Source organism: Candidatus Kaelpia imicola (assembly GCA_030765505.1).
In the GTDB taxonomy this organism is placed as follows: domain Bacteria; phylum Omnitrophota; class Gorgyraeia; order Kaelpiales; family Kaelpiaceae; genus Kaelpia; species Kaelpia imicola.
On record JAVCCL010000019.1, the window covers coordinates 37873 to 55967 of the forward strand.

At 40.4% G+C, this 18095-nt stretch carries 22 protein-coding genes and 3 tRNA genes; 24 read left to right on the forward strand and 1 reads right to left on the reverse strand.

Going from position 1 to position 18095, the window contains the following annotated elements; all coding sequences use genetic code 11:
- Positions 1-78: 78 nt before the first annotated feature.
- The 24 genes from yidD to P9L98_03145 all read left to right on the forward strand — a co-directional run bounded on the left by yidD (position 79) and on the right by P9L98_03145 (position 17426).
- Complete coding sequence (yidD, locus tag P9L98_03030) at positions 79-312, forward strand: membrane protein insertion efficiency factor YidD (protein ID MDP8216281.1); 234 nt, start codon at positions 79-81, stop codon at positions 310-312.
- Between the two features lie 6 nt (positions 313-318).
- A complete protein-coding gene (gene yidC / locus P9L98_03035; GenBank protein ID MDP8216282.1) occupies positions 319-1806 on the forward strand; it encodes a membrane protein insertase YidC in 1488 nt (495 codons plus the stop codon).
- 14 nt (positions 1807-1820) lie between these two features.
- On the forward strand, positions 1821-2663 hold the full coding sequence (locus P9L98_03040) for an AAA family ATPase (GenBank protein MDP8216283.1): 843 nt from the start codon (positions 1821-1823) through the stop codon (positions 2661-2663).
- Positions 2584-3417: a ParB/RepB/Spo0J family partition protein gene (locus P9L98_03045; protein ID MDP8216284.1), complete on the forward strand. Its 834-nt coding sequence runs from the start codon at positions 2584-2586 to the stop codon at positions 3415-3417. The genes P9L98_03040 and P9L98_03045 overlap by 80 nt, the downstream gene beginning before the upstream one ends.
- A 3-nt stretch (positions 3418-3420) precedes the next feature.
- Entirely contained in the window at positions 3421-3942 is a 522-nt protein-coding gene (locus tag P9L98_03050; protein ID MDP8216285.1) for a nucleoside-diphosphate kinase, read from the forward strand.
- Entirely contained in the window at positions 3915-4781 is an 867-nt protein-coding gene (locus P9L98_03055) for a YicC/YloC family endoribonuclease (protein MDP8216286.1), read from the forward strand. The genes P9L98_03050 and P9L98_03055 overlap by 28 nt, the downstream gene beginning before the upstream one ends.
- A 14-nt stretch (positions 4782-4795) precedes the next feature.
- Complete coding sequence (locus P9L98_03060) at positions 4796-5029, forward strand: DUF370 domain-containing protein (GenBank protein ID MDP8216287.1); 234 nt, start codon at positions 4796-4798, stop codon at positions 5027-5029.
- Positions 5022-5591, forward strand: coding sequence for a guanylate kinase (gmk, locus tag P9L98_03065; GenBank protein MDP8216288.1), 570 nt, complete (start codon positions 5022-5024; stop codon positions 5589-5591). Before P9L98_03060 ends, gmk begins: the two co-directional genes overlap by 8 nt.
- A gap of 22 nt (positions 5592-5613) precedes the next feature.
- Positions 5614-5808, forward strand: a complete 195-nt coding sequence (locus tag P9L98_03070; GenBank protein ID MDP8216289.1) for a DNA-directed RNA polymerase subunit omega — start codon at positions 5614-5616, stop codon at positions 5806-5808.
- Positions 5805-6326, forward strand: coding sequence for a flavoprotein (locus tag P9L98_03075; GenBank protein MDP8216290.1), 522 nt, complete (start codon positions 5805-5807; stop codon positions 6324-6326). The genes P9L98_03070 and P9L98_03075 overlap by 4 nt, the downstream gene beginning before the upstream one ends.
- The gene (locus P9L98_03080) at positions 6323-6967 is read left to right on the forward strand and encodes a phosphopantothenoylcysteine decarboxylase (protein MDP8216291.1); all 645 of its coding nucleotides are present in this window, start codon (positions 6323-6325) and stop codon (positions 6965-6967) included. Before P9L98_03075 ends, P9L98_03080 begins: the two co-directional genes overlap by 4 nt.
- A 1-nt stretch (position 6968) precedes the next feature.
- Positions 6969-7043: transfer RNA gene (locus P9L98_03085), tRNA-Cys, on the forward strand.
- An 82-nt stretch (positions 7044-7125) separates the two neighbouring features.
- Positions 7126-7211 (forward strand) — tRNA-Leu (locus tag P9L98_03090).
- Positions 7212-7365: 154 nt separating this feature from the next.
- Positions 7366-7824, forward strand: coding sequence for a hypothetical protein (locus P9L98_03095; GenBank protein MDP8216292.1), 459 nt, complete (start codon positions 7366-7368; stop codon positions 7822-7824).
- A gap of 225 nt (positions 7825-8049) precedes the next feature.
- Positions 8050-8126 (forward strand) — tRNA-Val (locus P9L98_03100).
- Positions 8090-9880 (forward strand): threonine--tRNA ligase, encoded by a 1791-nt coding sequence (thrS, locus tag P9L98_03105; GenBank protein MDP8216293.1) that lies wholly within the window; start codon positions 8090-8092, stop codon positions 9878-9880. Before P9L98_03100 ends, thrS begins: the two co-directional genes overlap by 37 nt.
- Entirely contained in the window at positions 9864-10412 is a 549-nt protein-coding gene (gene infC / locus P9L98_03110; protein ID MDP8216294.1) for a translation initiation factor IF-3, read from the forward strand. Before thrS ends, infC begins: the two co-directional genes overlap by 17 nt.
- 10 nt (positions 10413-10422) lie before the next feature.
- Positions 10423-10620, forward strand: coding sequence for a 50S ribosomal protein L35 (gene rpmI / locus P9L98_03115; GenBank protein ID MDP8216295.1), 198 nt, complete (start codon positions 10423-10425; stop codon positions 10618-10620).
- 22 nt (positions 10621-10642) lie between these two features.
- Positions 10643-10999, forward strand: coding sequence for a 50S ribosomal protein L20 (gene rplT / locus P9L98_03120; protein MDP8216296.1), 357 nt, complete (start codon positions 10643-10645; stop codon positions 10997-10999).
- Positions 10999-12297: a potassium transporter TrkG gene (locus P9L98_03125; GenBank protein ID MDP8216297.1), complete on the forward strand. Its 1299-nt coding sequence runs from the start codon at positions 10999-11001 to the stop codon at positions 12295-12297. Before rplT ends, P9L98_03125 begins: the two co-directional genes overlap by 1 nt.
- 30 nt (positions 12298-12327) lie before the next feature.
- Positions 12328-12981, forward strand: coding sequence for a TrkA family potassium uptake protein (locus P9L98_03130; protein ID MDP8216298.1), 654 nt, complete (start codon positions 12328-12330; stop codon positions 12979-12981).
- Positions 12978-13994 (forward strand): phenylalanine--tRNA ligase subunit alpha, encoded by a 1017-nt coding sequence (gene pheS / locus P9L98_03135; GenBank protein MDP8216299.1) that lies wholly within the window; start codon positions 12978-12980, stop codon positions 13992-13994. Before P9L98_03130 ends, pheS begins: the two co-directional genes overlap by 4 nt.
- Positions 13991-16090 (forward strand): phenylalanine--tRNA ligase subunit beta, encoded by a 2100-nt coding sequence (pheT, locus tag P9L98_03140; GenBank protein ID MDP8216300.1) that lies wholly within the window; start codon positions 13991-13993, stop codon positions 16088-16090. The genes pheS and pheT overlap by 4 nt, the downstream gene beginning before the upstream one ends.
- A gap of 28 nt (positions 16091-16118) precedes the next feature.
- Complete coding sequence (locus P9L98_03145) at positions 16119-17426, forward strand: replication-associated recombination protein A (GenBank protein MDP8216301.1); 1308 nt, start codon at positions 16119-16121, stop codon at positions 17424-17426.
- A 7-nt stretch (positions 17427-17433) separates the two neighbouring features.
- Here the strand turns inward: P9L98_03145 and P9L98_03150 are convergent, their stop codons facing one another.
- A complete protein-coding gene (locus P9L98_03150) occupies positions 17434-18054 on the reverse strand; it encodes a hypothetical protein (GenBank protein ID MDP8216302.1) in 621 nt (206 codons plus the stop codon).
- Between the last annotated feature and the right edge of the window lie 41 nt (positions 18055-18095).

The following is an 18095-nucleotide window of genomic DNA, read 5'->3' on the forward strand; positions in this document are numbered from 1 at the left end:
CAGCAAAGGATTGGATATTATATGCATTATCAGAACATTGGAACGAGAGATGCTGAGTCTCAAAAAGATAGAGCCTCTCTGCTCGCTCTTGTTAAAGAAAATAGGTCGATCCTAATTATAGCTATTATTAGGTTCTATCAAATTTTGCTGGCACCACTCTGGCCTTCAAGGTGCCGTTTTTACCCGACATGTTCTAATTATTCTATTCAAGCACTGCAGGAGAAGGGTTTTATAAAAGGGATTTGGTTAACTGTAACAAGAATATTAAGGTGTAACCCTGCTTTTCCTGGGGGGTATGACCCTGTGAGGTGATGAGAGATGGAAAATAACAAGAGGATACTTCTTGCAACAGCATTGGCTTTCTTGGTTATGCTCGCTTACCCTTATTATGCGAAAAGATATATACCGCAGAGGCCGCATAGTGTAGCCCCCTTAGAACCAGAAACGCTTGTAGCAGAGGAAGATTTAGAGTCTGCCGGAGCATATGATACGGTATATGATACGGTTATAAGCGATGATACGGTAGATGATACGGTTATTGAAAATCAAGAGCTGAAAATTGAACTAAATACTCGGTCTGGAGTGGTCAAATCAGTAAAAATAAAAGACGGTTTAGAGCCGATTAGCTTTTACCCCTTGCAAGATAAAAGGTTAGGACTGTTGATGCCAACCGTATCAACCGTATCATTTGAAGAAAGTAAAGACTGCGATACGGCTGAGATGGTTCTATCTTCAAATGGCGTTAGAAGAGAATATAGTATAGATAAACATCTTCTTCTCTTCAATACGGAGGGAGAATCTCAGCTCCTCTTCTATATGCCTGGTAAATATGAGGTCTCTATGCGGGAGTCCCGCTATCTGCGGGTTATGGTAAAAGATGGCCGGCAGAATACAGAGAGCATTAAGATTGGAAGCCTCTTAAAGAAAAAAAGGTTTTTTAATGCCGTAGATTGGTTTGCCCTCTCTTTTAGACATTACTCTATTCTCTTTGATCCCAGCCAAGATCTGGATCTAGAGATAAAACCTTCAAGCGATCAAGAAGGATTCTTTTTCGCTATAAAAGGCAAAACAGAGAACATAGAAGTTTTAACATACATAGGACCCAATTCTGAGTCTATATTGGCATTTTACGACGATAATTGGTTGGATTTGTTAAATTACGGTAAGCTAAACAACATAGTAAAAAGCTTACTAGGCATATTTTATAAAGTCTCCCATAATTATGGTCTGGCCATTATTATGCTGGCGTTACTGTTAAACTTTATCTTTGCTCCTTTAACATTGAAATCTCAAAAATCTATGAAAAAGATGCAGAGCTTACAGCCCCATATGCAGGAGTTGAAAGAAAAACATAAAGATAATCCTCAGGCTGTCAATAAAGAGATGATGGAGCTTTATAAGAAGCATAAAGTCAATCCCATGGGTGGTTGTCTCCCTATGTTCCTGCAGATACCGGTCTTTATAGCGCTCTATAACACTTTGATGCGCAGCTATGAACTAAAACATGCATCGTTTCTGTGGATTAAAGACCTCTCTGTTCCTGACAGGCTTTTTATGCTTTCTAAGAGCTTGCCCTTGATAGGCAGCGAGGTCAATCTATTACCTATTTTAATGGCGGGACTGATGTTTGTTCAGCAGAAGTTTTCTCCCACGGCTAAGGTCTCCAGCAGCAGCACTATGCCCAACCTCTGGTTTTTACCTATTATTTTTGGGGTTATTTTTTATAAATTCCCGGCAGGATTGGTCTTGTACTGGTTTACGAACTCACTCTCTATGCTCGTTTTGCAAAATATGCATAGAAAGTGATTTTCACGTGAAAAATGATAATTGCAATATCAAATCAGAAAGGCGGCGTTGGTAAGACTACTACCGCAATTAACTTAAGTACAGCTCTGGCTTCCAAAAGTGCCGGCAGAGTTTTGCTGGTCGACTTTGATCCTCAAGCTAACGCAACAAGCGGTATCGGTATAACCAAAGCAGAATTGAGTAAGTCTATATATGACTTCATACATTTAGATGTCACTGAAGAGGTTATTTTAAAAACGGCAATACCAAACCTTTTTCTCCTGCCTTCGACAATCGGACTTTGCGGGGCCGAGATAGAGCTTATTGAGAGCGAAGAGCGGGAGTTTAAGTTGAAAAACAGAATAACTACTATTTCAAGCCAATATGATCATATTATTATTGATACTCCACCATCGCTAGGTATCCTGACAATCAACGCTCTTGTAGCGAGTGAACGTGTAATTATCCCCATACAGTGTGAGTATTATGCCCTAGAGGGGTTAGTCGATTTTTTAGGAACACTAAATCTTATAAAAGATAGGCTGAATCCTTCACTTGACATTTTAGGAATTTTGCTTACAATGGCAGATTATAGAACGAATATTGCTCGAGATGTGGAAGAAGAGATACGCAATAATTTTAAAGATCAGGTTTTCCACACAGTTATCCACAGAAACGTGCGCTTGGCCGAAGCTCCAAGCTATGGTCTGCCAATAGAGCTGTACGACTCAAAATCAGTAGGAGCTTTATTGTACAGAGAGCTTGTAGATGAGGTTTTATTGAGAATGGGAGGAGTTTATGGAAAAGAAGAGAGGTCTGGGCAGGGGAATATCAGCTCTTATACCGGAGAAGAGAGCCAAGGATTCCAGCCGCTATAAAGATATTGAGATTGATAGAGTCAAACTCAATCCGTATCAGCCTAGAAAAGAGTTTTCTAAGACCGAATTACTCCATCTTCAGCAATCAATCGCAAAAGATGGTCTCCTGCAGCCTATAGTAGTTGTAGAGGAAGGAGAATCTTTCAAATTAATAGCCGGAGAGAGAAGATTTAGATCGGTACAGAACTTAGGCTGGGAACGCATCGCGGCTTTAGTTCTTCATAACGTAGAAGAGGTTGAACTTCTAAGAAAATCTCTTGTTGAGAACGTACAGAGAGAAAATCTGAATCCCATAGAAGAAGCTCAAGCCTATAAGAGGCTGATGGATGACTACGGCTATTCTTTAGAAGAGGTTGCAAGAGAGGTTGCAAAAGATATTTCAACCATATCAAATGCTGTACGGTTACTTGCGCTTCCTGAGAATATACAGAGAGACTTAAGTCAAGGATTGATCTCGCCTGGCCACGCCAGGGCTTTATTAATGCTGGGTAAGGGCCCGCAGGTGCAGAGCCTTGCCGATAAGATAAAGTCTGAAAAGATGAGCGTTAGAGAGGCTGAAAAAAGAGCTAAAAAGAGAGAAGGCAGACTCTCTTTAGATCCTCATCTTAAAGCAGCATTAGAGGAGCTGCAGAGAAAAATAGGTTCCAAGCTTAATGTAGAGATGAAGAAAAGAGGCGGGAAGATAGAAGTTCTTTTTATGGACAATGATGATCTTCAGAGAATAGTGGCAATACTTTTAGACAGGGAGGCATAATATATGTTAAACCAGGTATTGGTGCTGATTAAACCGGACGGTCTTAAGAAGTCTTTAACAGGTAATATTCTCACCAGATTATCAGAGACAAAACTTGAGATTATAGCGGCTAGGATAGTTAGAGTATCTAAAGAGCTGGCTGAAGAGCATTACCAACATCTTAAAACTGAGCCCTTCTTTAAAGAGTTGATTCAATATCTTCAGGGTGAGCTGCATCAGAGAAAGAAAGTGATGGCTATGATATACTGGGGGGAAGATGCGATAGCAAAAGTACGTGATATTGCCGGAGCAACTAATCCTGAAGAGGCCAGCCCGACGTCTATCAGAGGTCAATATGGCCGCATTACTACAAAAGGTCTTTATGAGAACGTTGTCCACGCTTCCGCTAATGCTGAGGAGGCGGAGAGAGAGATAAAGCTATGGTTTAAGCCGGATGAGATAATCTTTGATCTCTATGCCGTTAAGAACGGAGTATTAAAAGAGGAGAGAGTGAGGGTATGGGCACGAAGAACAGAAACAGAATAAGAAGCATGACTGGTTTTGGTAAAGGGAGTGATAGGAGTGAGAAGTGCTCGTGCTACTGCGAGATAAAGAGTGTTAACCACAGATATTTGGAGATTAACACTAAGATGTCAGATGAGTTTTCAAGGCTGGAGTTAGAGACGAAAAGAATTATTAAAAATCAGGTTACCCGCGGGGCAGTCTATCTCAATCTCAGCTTTGTCTATGAGGAGGGTATGAACCTTAAAGTCAACAACCGTCTATTTAGCAAACTTCTCAGACTTGAAAAAGAGATTGAATCCAAACATGGCATAGCACAACCTCTCAATATCCATTATATCTTAAGTTATCCCGGGGTTGTAAAACAAGCCCGTCCTGATATCTCCTCGGCTGAAAAGAGAAAGCTTATCATTAAAGCTCTTAAGAATGCGTTAGATTCATTGATGATTAGCAGAGATAGAGAGGGCGGGGCACTGCAGAAAGATTTATTTGTCTGTTTAAACAAGATAGAGAAGAGTCTTCAAGTTGTAGGTTCAGTAGAGAAAACAAGAGAAGAGGCTCTTTCAAAAAAGATGCAGAGAGAAGCAGTTCGAATACAGCATGCTCAGAGTACGGCGTCTCTGCCGGCACTTGCTTCTGTTAATGAAGAGGTTGTACGCCTTAAGACCCACCTTAAGACCCTTCGCAAGCTTATAAGTAAAGGCGGGGTTGTAGGTAGAGAGCTAGATTTTTTAGCCCAAGAGATGAATCGAGAGGCCAACACCATATCAGCAAAAGCACTCTCTTCCAAGACAGCCTGTTTTATCGTACAGATCAAGGCTGAAATTGAGAAGATAAGAGAGCAGTCTTTGAATATTGAATAGGGGAGGTCTAAAAGATGAAGGCTTTAAATGTTGGGTATAGCAATACGGTATCTTTGGATAAAATAGTTGCCGTGATAAATGCGGATTCTAAGCCTGCGCGCAGATTAAAAGAACGGGCAGAAAAAGAGGCCAGACTTGTAGATGCTACTAGCGGACGGAAGACAAGGTCCTGTCTTATAACCAGCAGTAACCATATAATACTCTCGTCTTTAAATACTCAGACACTCTCACAGCGTATTAATGAATAGAGAAGCCAAGCTGTTTATTATCTCCGGTCCTTCCGGTGTGGGTAAGACTACGATTGCTCAGAAGCTCTTTCAGGAAGTCGAAGGATTAGTCGGGAGTATATCTTGTACAACAAGAGAGAGAAGAGGGGCGGAGAGAGACGGTATAGATTATAGGTTTATCAGCAGCGGCAAATTTCAAGACCTTATTAAAGAGGGTGCTTTTCTTGAATGGGCCGGAATATTGGAGAGTCTCTACGGGACGCTGAGAGATGATATAGAGGCGCAAATAGCTGCGGGCAATGATGTTTTGCTCTGTATAGACGTACAGGGAGCTGCGCAGGTTCTTAAGGAAAAACCTGATACGGTAGCGATATTTATAATGCCGCCCAACATAGAAGAGCTGCGGATTAGACTGCTTAATAGAGGGGAGAGCGAAGGGGAGATAGAGAGGCGAATAGATTTGGCCAAAAAAGAGATAGAGAGGGTCTCTCACTATCACCGCGTTGTTTATAATGATGTTTTACATAAAGCCGTAGATTTGGTAAAATCTATAGTTTATGCAGAACGTCAAAAAATGGTATAGATAACCAGAAGGAGGAGTTGAGATGTCTTATGTAAAATTGGATGATGTAAGAAGAAATATAGAGAGCATCTATAAAGCCACTATTATAGCAGCACAGAGAGCTGTAGAGGTATCCGAGGCTATGGCTAATCAGAAATTGGTTACAAAGCAGAAGCCGACAACTTTTGCTATTCATGAACTTCAGGAAGGAAAGCTTAAATACAAAAAAGTAGGATGAAAACCGTTTTATTGGGAGTAACAGGCAGTATTGCAAGCTATAAAGCGGCTGATATAGCTTCTAAATTAACGCAGCAGGACTATAAAGTTTATACGCTGTTGACGGAGAACGCAAAGAGATTTATTACTCCGCTTACGTTTGAAGCACTGACAGGCCAAGAGGTCTTTGATGATATGTTTAAGGAGCGTCAGACTCATATATCTTTGGCAGGAGAGGCTGACTTAATTCTTGTTGCACCTGCTTCGGCCTGCTTTATATCCAAACTTGCTTCGGGGATTGTCTCTGAATTGCTGCAGCTAACCATAATATCTTCTTCAGCACCTGTGTTGATATGTCCCGCCATGAATGAAAATATGTACCGCAACCCGATTATAAAAGAGAATATTGCAAAATTAAAAGGATACGGCTATAACTTTTTAGATCCTGGCAAAGGATGGCTAAGCTGCGGACATACCGGGGAGGGCCGGCTCTCTGACACAAAAGATATCTTAAAGAAATCTTTAGAATTGCTAAGATGAATCTTCTTATCTCTTTTGGTCCCCTTAAAGCATATATTGATGATGTCCGCTGCATAACTAATAACTCTAGCGGTATTATGGGCTATAGTCTTGCCAGAGAAGCTCTGCGGCGTAAATATAATGTAAAGGCTGTAGCAGGACCGACAAATTTGCAGCCGCTTAAAGGGTTAAAAGATTGGCTTGGAGTTGAAAGCTATTCTGACCTTAAAAAGGCGATGGAGAGGGAGTTTCAATGGGCGGATATTATTATTATGGGCACTGCTGTCTGCGACTTTGTACCCCTTAGAAAGAAGAGCGGTAAGATTAAAAGATCTAATGCGGGTTTAAACTTGCAGCTAAAATCGACCAGCAGTATAATAGGCTCCCTTTCTAAAAAGAGAGGACGTAAGAGGAAGCTTTTGGTTGGGTTCTCTCTGGAGAGTGAACATTTTATAGCCCGTGCTATTGATAAACGCAGCAGAGATGATTTAGATATGACCTTGGCGTTTTATCTAAATAAAGATAGTATGCCTTACGGGGATAATCATTGTGAGCCTGCATTGGTAGCAAGAGACTTTATAATTAAAATGCCTGTTCTAAGTAAAGCTGTTTTAGCAGGATATGTATTAGATGTTTTAGATAAGCTTAGTATGAAAAAATAATGGCGGCGTAGCCAAGTAGAAAGGCAGTGGTCTGCAAAACCACCATTCAGCGGTGCAAATCCGCTCGCCGCCTCCAGGATAATTGAGATAGAGCCTGCAGGTGACAAATAGGGCTTTATTTGATACCATATTTAATTAAGTGAGCTAAGATGAATTTTGCCGGGATGGCGGAATTGGCAGACGCATCGGACTTAAAATCCGATGTTCCGTGAGGGACGTGCCGGTTCAAGTCCGGCTCCCGGCATGTTAATCCCCCAAGAGTCAAAATTAATCTTTCTTTTATATGTACATCTTAAACATTTTTTAAAACAATTTGACAACATTGCAATCCTGTGGTATATTTTCTACATGTTGAAGCGAAAAGGAAGAATTAACTGTCAAAATAAGGAGGTAGCAAGATGAAGAAGTTAGTTTTGTTTGGTCTGGTAGTTGGATTGCTTGGAATCACACCTTTGTTTGCAGCAGTAATAGAAGAGGGGCCAGCTTGTTTAAGTACTGGGAATATTGTGCCATTCAAAACCGGTTCTCTGGTAGAATATATGAGAAGTAAGCTGGAGCCAGTAAGTTTAGAGAGAATAGAGGAAATAAAAACAGCATTAAAAGTGAAAAAACAATTAGAGCCCTATAAAATGGATATAGGAGTAGAGCCGATAAGAGGGTTGCTCTCACATTATATTAGCTATAGAGATTCATTGAATTCAGAAGATACGCTGCCAATGAATACTTTCAATATAATAATGGCGAAATTATTTCTTGGATTACCGTTAAATCCTGATGATTTAGGTAGATATATAATGGATCTAGGTTTTAAGCCAAGAGATGAACAGATAGTTGGAGGTTTAGAGCTGACAGAGTAAGAAAGCAAACAATATCTTTGTTAGATTAAAAGTCCGTTAATTTTTTAGCGGACTTTTTTTAATTTAAACTTTCTAAATACTGTAAGTATTAATAACAAGGAATAGATTGTTGTTATCAGGGGTATACAGTTTGTCTGAGTATTACAAGTGAATAGGCTTTCTTTTTTCTTAAATTTATACTAAAATACCTTTCAAAATAAGATTTGCGTTATACTAGTATATATTGGGCGGTTAGCTCAGTTGGCTAGAGCGCCACGTTGACATCGTGGAGGTCACAGGTTCAAGTCCTGTACCGCCCACCATATTGGGAAAGGATAGAAAAGTTATAAATATTATGGAAGAGAAGCTTTTAAAAATTCGCCACAGCAGTGCCCATATAATGGCTGATGCCGTGCAGCAGTTATTTCCGGCTGCCAAGCTGGGCATCGGTCCGGCCATTGAAAATGGGTTCTATTATGATTTTGATTTAGAGCATAGATTGACTCCGGAGGATCTTGAAAAGATTGAGAGAAAGATGAAAGAGATTATAAATAACAATTATCTTTTTACGCAGAGTTCTCTATCTAAAGAGGAAGCCCAAAAACTATTTAAAGACAGAGGGGAAGATTACAAGCTGGAGCTATTAGGTGAGCTGGAAGACAGCGAGATAACTATCTATAGACATGGAGACTTTAGCGACCTTTGCAAGGGTCCTCACGTTAAAAGTACATCTGAGCTAAAAGCATTTAAGCTGCTTTCAATAGCGGGTGCTTACTGGAGAGGAGAAGAATCTAATAAGATGCTGCAGCGTATATATGGTGCTGCTTTTGCAACTAGAGAGGAGCTGGAAGAATATCTTGAGAGATTAAAACAGGCTGAAGCCAGAGACCATCGTAAGCTGGGCAGAGAGCTCAAGCTTTTTACCTTTTTTCCTCAAGCCGGGGCCGGGCTTGTTTTCTATCTTCCTAAAGGGTGGATATTAAAAAAGACAATAGAAGACTATGTATTTAAAAAACATATTCAGGCAGGGTATAAGATTATTCAAACCCCCCAAATATTAAAAGCTGATATTTGGAAGCAGTCCGGGCATTATGATTATTACAAAGAGCATATGTATATATTCCAAAGCGATGGAGTGGAATATGCAATTAAACCGATGAACTGTCCGGGTCATATAATGATATATCAGTCACAGCGGCATAGCTATAGGGAGCTACCGCTTCGCTTCTTTGAAGCAGGGACAGTATATAGACATGAGAAGACCGGAGTTTTACATGGTCTGCTGCGCGTACGGGGTTTTACCCAGGATGATGCTCATATTTTCTGTCGGGAGGATCAGCTTGAAAATGAGATAGAGACTGTTATCAAATTTACGCAGGATATTATGCTGGACTTTGGGTTTGAAGAGTTCAAAATAGAACTCAGCACCCGCCCTAAAGATTCAATCGGCACAGATGAGCAGTGGCAGAAAGCCACCGTTGCTCTTGAAAATCCGCTTAAAGGGATGGGTCTTGATTATGAAACTTGTGCTGAAGAGGGTGCGTTCTATGGTCCTAAGATAGATATCAAACTTAAAGATGCTATAGGCAGGTTATGGCAATGTGCTACTATTCAATGCGATTTTGCAGGGCCGGAAAGATTTGATCTAACTTATATCGGAGAGGACGGGGGAGAGCATTGTACTATAATGCTGCATAGAGCCATTCTTGGAAGCTTGGAACGTTTTATCGGTACTTTAATAGAGCATTACGGCGGGGATTTTCCTCTCTGGTTAGCCCCGGAACAGGTAAGGCTGCTGCCGGTCTCTAAAAAATTTCTTGCATATATGGTAAAATTGGAGAGAATATTAGAACAACAAGGAATAAGAGTTACAATAGATTCCAGGCCTGAAACGCTTGGTTATAAGATAAGAGAAGCAGAGATAGAGAAGATCCCGTATATCTTAGTAGCCGGAGGGAGAGAGGAGGCTACCGGAGCAGTTTCAGTGCGGTCTCGTAAGGGAAAAGAGGAGAGTACTATGGAGATGGATATGTTAATAACTAAATTAAAGGAAGAGATAGGTGGCAAAAACTTATAATAATAGAAATTTTAATAACAGAAGGCGTATCAGGATAAACATTAATAGGTTTATTAGAGCAGAGCGAATACGGGTTATAGATTCGGATGGAACGCAGATTGGTATCGTGCCTTTAGAAGAGGGGCTGAAGATTGCTCAGCAGAGAGAGTTAGATTTAGTAGAGATTTCAGCAGGGGCTTCACCGCCGGTCTGCAGAGTAATGGATTTTAACAAATATAAATATCAACAAGAGAAGAGGGCCAAAGAGGCCAAAAAGAGACAGAAACAGGTGCATTTTAAAGAGGTTAGATTTAAACCCAGGATAGAAGAGCATGACTATCAGGTTATTCTTAAAAGAGTCCGTAAATTTTTAGAACGGGGAGATCGTGTTCGAATAAGAGTTTTCTTTAGAGGAAGAGAGATGGCCCATCCTGAGTTAGGCGATAATGTGATGAAAAAATTACTTGGCGATATTGAAGATATAACAACCGTAGAGAAACCGCCTTCTCGCGAAGGTAGGTATCTGATAACTATTTTATTTCCGAAGCATTAGGAGACTTACGATGCCTAAAATGAAAACAAAGAAGGCAGTTAAGAAAAGAATTAGACTAACCGGGGGAGGAAAGCTTAAAAGGGCTAAAGCTGGTAAGAGTCATCTTATGAGAAAGAAGCGCTCCAAGAGGCGGTTATCTTTGAAAGAAGGCTCTTATGTGAGTGATGCCGAAGCTAAAAAAGTGAAAAAGATGCTCCCGTATGGTTGAAGTTAAAAGGAGGTAGTAAATTATGGTAAGAGTAAAACGTGCGCCTGCCAGAAAAAAAAGGCACAATAAAATTTTAAAGATGGCCAAAGGCTATCGCGGCGGACGCGGGAAACTTTACAGAACAGCGCTGGAGACTGTCAGAAGGGCTCTGGTCTATAGCTATAGAGACAGAAAAGTAAGAAAAAGAATATTTCGCAGGCTCTGGATAAATAGAGTATCGATAGCCTGTAAGAACGAAGATTTTTCTTACAGTAAGCTGATTAATGGTTTAACTAAAGCAGGGGTACAGCTTAACAGAAAACAGCTATCAGAGATGGCTCTAGATGATAGGGAAGGTTTCAGGCAGATAGTCTCCTTAGCCAGAGAACATATTGGCTGATGCAGATAAAACCTGCAAGGATAATAATTCTCAGCTTTCTCTCAGTCATAATTGCAGGGACATTATTGTTTCTGTTGCCTGCCTCAACCTCTCAGCAGATATCCCTTATCGATGCTCTCTTTACAGCGACTTCTGCAACCTGTGTTACAGGGCTTATTGTTAATGATACCGGTTCTTTTTTTACTCCTTTAGGGCAGGGTATTATTATGCTGCTTTTTCAACTCGGCGGACTGGGTATTATGACTTTCTCTACAATATTTGCTCTTATGCTGGGTAGGCGTATAACGATCACAGGACGTAAGACTCTCTCTCTGGCTTTTGAAAATATAGAGTTTGACATTAAACTGCTTCTCAAGGGTATCATTGTCTTTACTATATTAATAGAGCTGCTGGGGGCCTGCCTGTTTAAGCTGTTCTTGCCCGGGATAGGAGTATTTAGTGCTCTCTTCCATTCTACGTCAGCATTCTGCAATGCTGGTTTCTCTCTTTTTGAGACAAGTTTTCAAAAGTTCCGCTCTTCGGAAAGCATCAATATTCTGATGACAACTTTAATTATTGCCGGCGGTCTTGGTTTTTTGGTACTCTTTGACCTTGCGTGTTGGGCGAAGGGCAAAATTTTAAAGAGGGAAAGCAGATTAACTTTACATAGCAAGATTGTTATTGCCGTAAGTCTGATATTGATTCTTACAGGTATCTCTTTTCTTTTCATAGCCGAAGGAGATCATCTTTTTTCAGAATATTCTTTTTCCGAAAAATGTTTTGCTTCTTATTTTCAATCTGTTACAGCGCGTACAGCAGGTTTTAATACAGTAGAGATTGGAAGTCTTCAAAAAAGCTCCAAGTTAATGCTCGGTGCTCTTATGTTTATCGGGGCTTCTCCGGGTTCTACCGGAGGGGGAATAAAAACGGTTACTTTTGCTCTGATTGTCTTAGGGCTCATAGCACTGCTTAGAGGAAGCGCACAGATAAGAATTGCAAAACGCGCTATATCAATGCAGGTTTTTGAGAAGGCAATTGTAATCTTTGTCTTAAGTGTTGTCTGGATTTTTTTTGCAACTACGATACTCTCTATAACAGAGAGTAGGAGTTTTCTAGATGTGCTGTTTGAGGTTGTCTCTGCTTTTGGAACAGTAGGGCTCTCCTGCGGTATTACTGCTGGTTTGACCACAGTAGGCAAATTGATTATAATTTTAACTATGTTTTTCGGAAGGATTGGCCCAATGACTTTGGCTATTGCTCTCGCAAGGTGCGAGGAAGTGGATTTTAAACTTCCGGAAGAGAATGTCATGGTCGGCTAAGTTGACTATATAACTAGGAGATTGGTAATTATGAGACAGTATGCTGTGATAGGGCTTGGTAAGTTTGGCCGAAGCGTTGCTCTGACTCTTCTTGAAGATGGTGAAGAGGTAATAGGTATTGATTCCAATGAAGAGGTTGTAAAACAGCTTGCAGATAGACTGACGAATACTGTTGCAGTTGATGCTGCCAGCGAGAAAGCACTTACAAAATTAGGCATTCAGGATGTCGATGTTGCAATTGTCTCCGTTGGAAGTGATTTTGAGGCTAGCATCTTAATTACCCTTCTTCTAAAAGAGCTGGGCATTAAAGAGATTGTAGTCAAAGCAAACTTAGAAGGACAGGTAAAAGTTTTGGAGAAAATAGGGGCTACCAGAGTTATTCAGCCCGAGAGAGATATGGGTATACGGCTTGCAAAATCACTATCCTCTCCGCGTATCATAGACCATATTGAACTCTCCAGCGATTATAGCCTTTTAGAGATGTCTCCTCCCGAGGATTTTGTCGGTAAATCTTTAGGTGAACTGGATATCAGGGCACGGCACGGCTTGAATGTTATTGCGCTTAAACATGAAGGAGGCGAAGTAGATATATCTCCTCAGGCAGATCATTTGATAAAGAGAGGAGATCTCCTTGTGGTTATAGGTCAGAATGCTGATATAGAGAAGGTTAAGAAGAAAGCATGAATATAGAAGATCTCAGAGAGTTATATCAGGAGGCAGAGCTTAATCTTAATGAGGTTATAGACTTAAAAACCCTTGAAGAGGTAAATAACACCTATCTGGGCCGCAAGGGTAAGATAGCAGAGATTATCAAAAAGATTCCAGCTTTGCCGGAGAAAGAGAGGCCGCTTATCGGTAAAGAGGTCAATGTTCTTAAAAATCGTATTAGTAAAATTATCCGGGAAAAAGAGATTAACATTAAAGACAATCAGCCTACAGAGGTTAAAATAGATGTTACATTACCGGGAAGCAAGTTTGAATCCGGAACTCTTCATCCGATTACTCTTACAATACGAGAGATAGTCAAAATCTTTAAACATATAGGTTTTAGCTCGATAGACGGCCCGGAGATAGAGACAGACTACTTTAATTTTCAGGCTTTAAATATCCCCCAAGATCATCCGGCCCGGGATAGCTTTGCTACTTTTTACCTCTCTGACCGTAAATATCTTTTGCGGTCTCAGACCTCGCCTGTTCAGGTTAGAGTGATGCAGAAAGTTAAACCGCCTCTAAGAGTGTTATCTCCAGGAAAAGTTTTTAGACCCGATAACCTCGATGCCAGCCATTCTTTTATGTTTCATCAGATAGAGGGGCTGGTTGTAGATAGAGAGACTAACTTCTCACATCTTAAAGCCTCTTTGGGGTATTTTATAAAAGAGTTTTTTGGCCCTGAGACTAAGATGAGGTTTAGGCCCCATTACTTTCCTTTTACCGAACCTTCCGCAGAGGTTGATATCTCCTGTATTATCTGCGGCGGGGAAGGTTGCTCTGTATGCGGGCGGAAAGGTTGGCTGGAGATACTTGGAGCCGGAATGGTCCACCCCAACGTGTTCAAAGAGGTCGGTATTAACTCAGAAATTTTTCAGGGTTATGCATTTGGTATGGGTATAGAACGGATAGCGATGTTAAAGTATGGTATAAATGATATAAGGATATTTTTTAACAATGACATCAGGTTTCTGGAGCAGTTTTCATGAAAGCCCTTCTTTCCTGGTTAAAGGATTTTGTCGATATAGATATATCTCCCCAGGAGCTTTCTGCCTCTCTTACCATGATAGGATTAGAGGTTACATCGGTAGAGAGAATAGAAGAGAATGACTACCTTCTTGATATAGAGGTGACTCCCAATAGGCCAGACTGTCTCTCTATCTTAGGTCTGGCACGTGAAGTTGGACTGGCTTTAGATAAAAAAATAGAACATCCTAGAATTGTATTCTTGCCCAGAATATCGATTGCCTGTATAAAGGAGACAGGATTCGATATTACCATTGAAGACGGGGATGCCTGTCCTCGATATATCGGCAGAGTTCTCTTGGATGTTCGGGTTAGGCCGGCACCTGATTTTATTAAAGATAGACTGCAGAAAATGGGAGTGCGCTCTATCAACAATGTTGTAGATATAACCAACTATCTTTTGCTTGAATTAGGCCAGCCTATGCATGCTTTTGATTATGATAAAATTAAAGATCGTAAAATTATAATAAGAAGAGCCAGGAAGAACGAAAAGATCATAACTATAGATAAAGTAGAGAGAGAGTTAAGCCCAGAAGACCTTGTTATAGCTGATTCTAAACGGCCCGTTGCTCTTGCTGGAGTTATAGGAGGGCTGGAAACGGAAGTAACAGAGAAAACAAAAAATGTTCTTTTGGAGAGTGCGTATTTCAATCCGCTATTGATAAGAAGAACAGCTCAAAGGCATGGTCTGACGACAGACTCTTCTTACAGGTTCGAGAGAGGTGTAGATTTTGTTATGGTTGACTCTGCTTCTAAATGCGCTGTTGATTTAGTCTGTAAGCATGCATCAGATAGTCTGACCAAGTTGACTGTAGCAATAGATAAAACCAAGGACCTTATAAAGAAACAACTGCCTCTTTCGTCAAAAGTTGTACTGAAGTTTGAAGATATCGAGAAAAAAATCGGGACTCTTCCTTCTAGTTTCTGGATTCGTAAAAAAATTAAGAGTTTAGGTTGTGAACTATTGTCTATTTCAAAAGATATGATAAAGATAGGAGCTCCTATCTATAGAAGCGATTTAAACAGCAGTATAGACTACGTTGAAGAGATAGCGCGTATATACGGTTATAACAATATACCAGCCCAGGAACTTCCGGCTCTCAAAGTCTCTTCGGAGGAGGAGTTAAAAGAGTTCACCGGCGGCGGTTTTGAAAATAGAGTTAAAGACTACCTGGTGCGTGAGGGGCTGCATGAGACGATAAGCTATGCTCTCTTGTCTGAAGATGAAGCAGATAAGCTAGATTTTCCAAATATGATTTTTTTGGATAACCCCATAGTAAAGAGTTATTCCGTTCTAAGGCCTTCTATCATGCCTTCGCTTTTAAAGATAGCAGAGCATAATTTTAATCGTACGAATTATAATCTTGCCCTCTTTGAATTAGGTAAGGCCTATTCTTATTTTCAGCAGGAGCCTAAAGGGCCCAAGGAACCCAGAGAGGACAAGGCGGCAGCGATACTGCTTAGCGGTATTAAGTATCGAGATTGTTCTGGGCGGGAGTTAAAGTATACTTTTTTCGATCTTAAAACTATTATTGAAAGAATTTTGAATAATTTTGGTATCAGAGATTATGATATTATAATAGACCAAAACCGTCTTTATAACAACAGTTGCTCTGCAAAGATAATGCTTGGCAATTATAAAATTGCATCTCTCGGCAAAGCTTCTAAAGAGGCGAAAGATTATTATGGTTTAAAAAGGGAAGTCTATTTAGGTGAGATCATGCTGGATTTAGTAGAACACTCTAAAAGAGACGGCTCTATATATAGGGAGATATCTCAATACCCTGCTATTGAAAGAGATATATCTCTGGTATTACCTAAGTCTGTAGCGGCTGCTGAAGTTCTGTCTAAAATTAAAGACAGAGACAGCTTGATACAAAACGTAGAAATAATAGATATATACGAAGGCAAGCAGATAGAACCGGGTAAAAAGAGTCTTGCAGTAAGAATCCAATTCCAATCTTTGGAAAGAACGCTGAAAGACGAAGAGGTTGATAGGATAGAGGCAGGTATTAAAGGTGTTCTCTCTGAAGAGCTATCTTACCAGATACGTGAGTAATTCCAAAAGTTTACTATGAAGCTGTATTATGGCTACCCTGTTTAAGAAAGAGATAGAGAGCAGGTTAACCCTGGCTTCTCGAATGAGGCCAAGGAATCTCTCTGAATTTGTCGGCCAGGAGCATATTTTATCAGAAGGAAAGATCTTAAAGAGAGCTATTGATGCTGACAAGATAAGCTCTCTTATTCTTTATGGTCCGCCGGGAATAGGCAAGACTGCTCTGGCTTTGATAATTCAAAATAGAACAGATTCTTATTTTAAACGTCTCAATGCCGTTACCTCTAATGTTAAAGAGTTACGGCAGGTAATAAAGGAAGCCGATTTTAAGTATAATCAAAATAATAAAAAGACTCTGCTCTTTATTGACGAGATCCATCGTTTCAACAGATCTCAGCAGGATGTTCTTTTACCGGACATAGAAGCCGGTAATCCTATTCTTATCGGAGCAACAACTCATAATCCTTTCTTTGCTCTTACAGCTCCTCTTATATCCCGCTCATTGGTCTGTGAGTTTAAGACTCTATCCGTAGCTGAGATTGTGAAGATATTAGAGGCTGCTCTCTCTGATAAAGAGAGAGGCCTGGGCAGTTTAAAGTTAAAAGTAGCTGAGGAAGTGCTAACTTTCTTTGCTCAAGTTGTAGACGGAGATGGACGCCGTGCGCTCAATGCCCTTGAAATTGCTGCTTTAACTACAGAAGAGAATAAAGAAGGCTGGATAAACATAGACCTTAAAATTGCTCAGGATTCAATTCAAAAAAAGGCTTTGCTCTATGATTCTGGAGAGGATAACCATTATGATACAATCTCTGCTTTTATAAAATCTATTCGCGGCAGCTCTCCGGATGCTGCTGTATACTGGTTGGCAAAGATGATATATGCCGGAGAAGATCCCCGTTTTATTGCCCGGAGACTTTTAGTAGCCGCTTCTGAAGATATAGGCAATGCTGATCCCCAGGCTCTATCTGTTGCCCAGGCTGCAGCTTATGCTGTTGAGTATCTCGGTATGCCTGAAGCTAGAATATCTTTAGCTCAGGCTACAACCTATCTTGCATCCGCCCCCAAATCAAACGCATCTTATATTGCAATAGAGAAGGCTCTTGAAGATATTGAAGGAGGCAGAGTACTGGAAGTCCCGAACCACTTAAAGGATAGCCATTATAAGGGTGCGGAAAGACTGGGCCATGGCAAAGATTATAAGTATTCTCATTCCTATAAAGATAGCCGGGTTGAGCAAAACTATCTTCCCGGGGATATTAGCTATTATCTTCCTAAAGATATTGGTTACGAGAGAAAGATTAAAGAATTTTTAGACCATTTGCAAAGCTTAAAAGGATAGTCGGCAATTATTTGATAGTTACTGCAGAGAGTATCAGCTCTTTATCGCTCAATATCTTTTCTATGAATTTTTCGACCACTTCCCGCAAGGCTTCTGCAGTCTCACTTCCTGAGCTCCGGGCTTCGTGAGAAGAATATTTGCGCTCCATCTTAGCACTCTCTTTATAGCGGCATATTTCAGTGTTGTCTTTTGCATTAAGGATAATGAATGTAATTGCCGCTTCACCCTTCCCGGCTCCGGACTTAATGCCTATATCATGTATATACTTTACATAGGGCAGTTTTGCGGTTGGTGCAACCGATGATTTCCAGTAAAAAGAGTTTATCTCTCCTCTGATTACTATATCCACGTTATCTAGCTGATAAGTTATTCTAATAGAATCAAAGAGCTCTGCATCTCTTAAGTCTTTTGTAATCAGCACAGTAAGCTCTTTGTTAAGATTAGAGAGTCTCTCTATATGCTCTCTCTCTTCTTCAGTCCTTAAGTCTTGGAACAAATCCATTCCAGCTTTAAGAGCAATATTGCCTTTGGGGAATATAGGATGGTGAGTATACATTGTGACGATCTGCGGTTTTGATGCGCAACCGAGAGAGAGAGTTAATAGAATTAAAAAAAGGTATTTCTTCATAGAAGCATTTTAGCTTATAGCAATAGATAGGTAAATATATT

Coding starts and splice junctions, on each gene's coding strand:
- P9L98_03125 (MDP8216297.1), top strand. CDS start 10,999: ATGCAGATAAAACCTGCAAGGATAATAATTCTCAGCTTTCTCTCAGTC.
- P9L98_03150 (MDP8216302.1), bottom strand. CDS start 18,054: ATGAAGAAATACCTTTTTTTAATTCTATTAACTCTCTCTCTCGGTTGC.
- P9L98_03060 (MDP8216287.1), top strand. CDS start 4,796: ATGAAGGCTTTAAATGTTGGGTATAGCAATACGGTATCTTTGGATAAA.
- P9L98_03130 (MDP8216298.1), top strand. CDS start 12,328: ATGAGACAGTATGCTGTGATAGGGCTTGGTAAGTTTGGCCGAAGCGTT.
- yidC (MDP8216282.1), top strand. CDS start 319: ATGGAAAATAACAAGAGGATACTTCTTGCAACAGCATTGGCTTTCTTG.
- pheT (MDP8216300.1), top strand. CDS start 13,991: ATGAAAGCCCTTCTTTCCTGGTTAAAGGATTTTGTCGATATAGATATA.
- P9L98_03055 (MDP8216286.1), top strand. CDS start 3,915: ATGGGCACGAAGAACAGAAACAGAATAAGAAGCATGACTGGTTTTGGT.
- P9L98_03040 (MDP8216283.1), top strand. CDS start 1,821: ATGATAATTGCAATATCAAATCAGAAAGGCGGCGTTGGTAAGACTACT.
- P9L98_03080 (MDP8216291.1), top strand. CDS start 6,323: ATGAATCTTCTTATCTCTTTTGGTCCCCTTAAAGCATATATTGATGAT.
- P9L98_03050 (MDP8216285.1), top strand. CDS start 3,421: ATGTTAAACCAGGTATTGGTGCTGATTAAACCGGACGGTCTTAAGAAG.
- P9L98_03075 (MDP8216290.1), top strand. CDS start 5,805: ATGAAAACCGTTTTATTGGGAGTAACAGGCAGTATTGCAAGCTATAAA.
- P9L98_03070 (MDP8216289.1), top strand. CDS start 5,614: ATGTCTTATGTAAAATTGGATGATGTAAGAAGAAATATAGAGAGCATC.
- rplT (MDP8216296.1), top strand. CDS start 10,643: ATGGTAAGAGTAAAACGTGCGCCTGCCAGAAAAAAAAGGCACAATAAA.
- P9L98_03045 (MDP8216284.1), top strand. CDS start 2,584: ATGGAAAAGAAGAGAGGTCTGGGCAGGGGAATATCAGCTCTTATACCG.
- gmk (MDP8216288.1), top strand. CDS start 5,022: ATGAATAGAGAAGCCAAGCTGTTTATTATCTCCGGTCCTTCCGGTGTG.
- P9L98_03145 (MDP8216301.1), top strand. CDS start 16,119: ATGGCTACCCTGTTTAAGAAAGAGATAGAGAGCAGGTTAACCCTGGCT.
- pheS (MDP8216299.1), top strand. CDS start 12,978: ATGAATATAGAAGATCTCAGAGAGTTATATCAGGAGGCAGAGCTTAAT.
- P9L98_03095 (MDP8216292.1), top strand. CDS start 7,366: ATGAAGAAGTTAGTTTTGTTTGGTCTGGTAGTTGGATTGCTTGGAATC.
- rpmI (MDP8216295.1), top strand. CDS start 10,423: ATGCCTAAAATGAAAACAAAGAAGGCAGTTAAGAAAAGAATTAGACTA.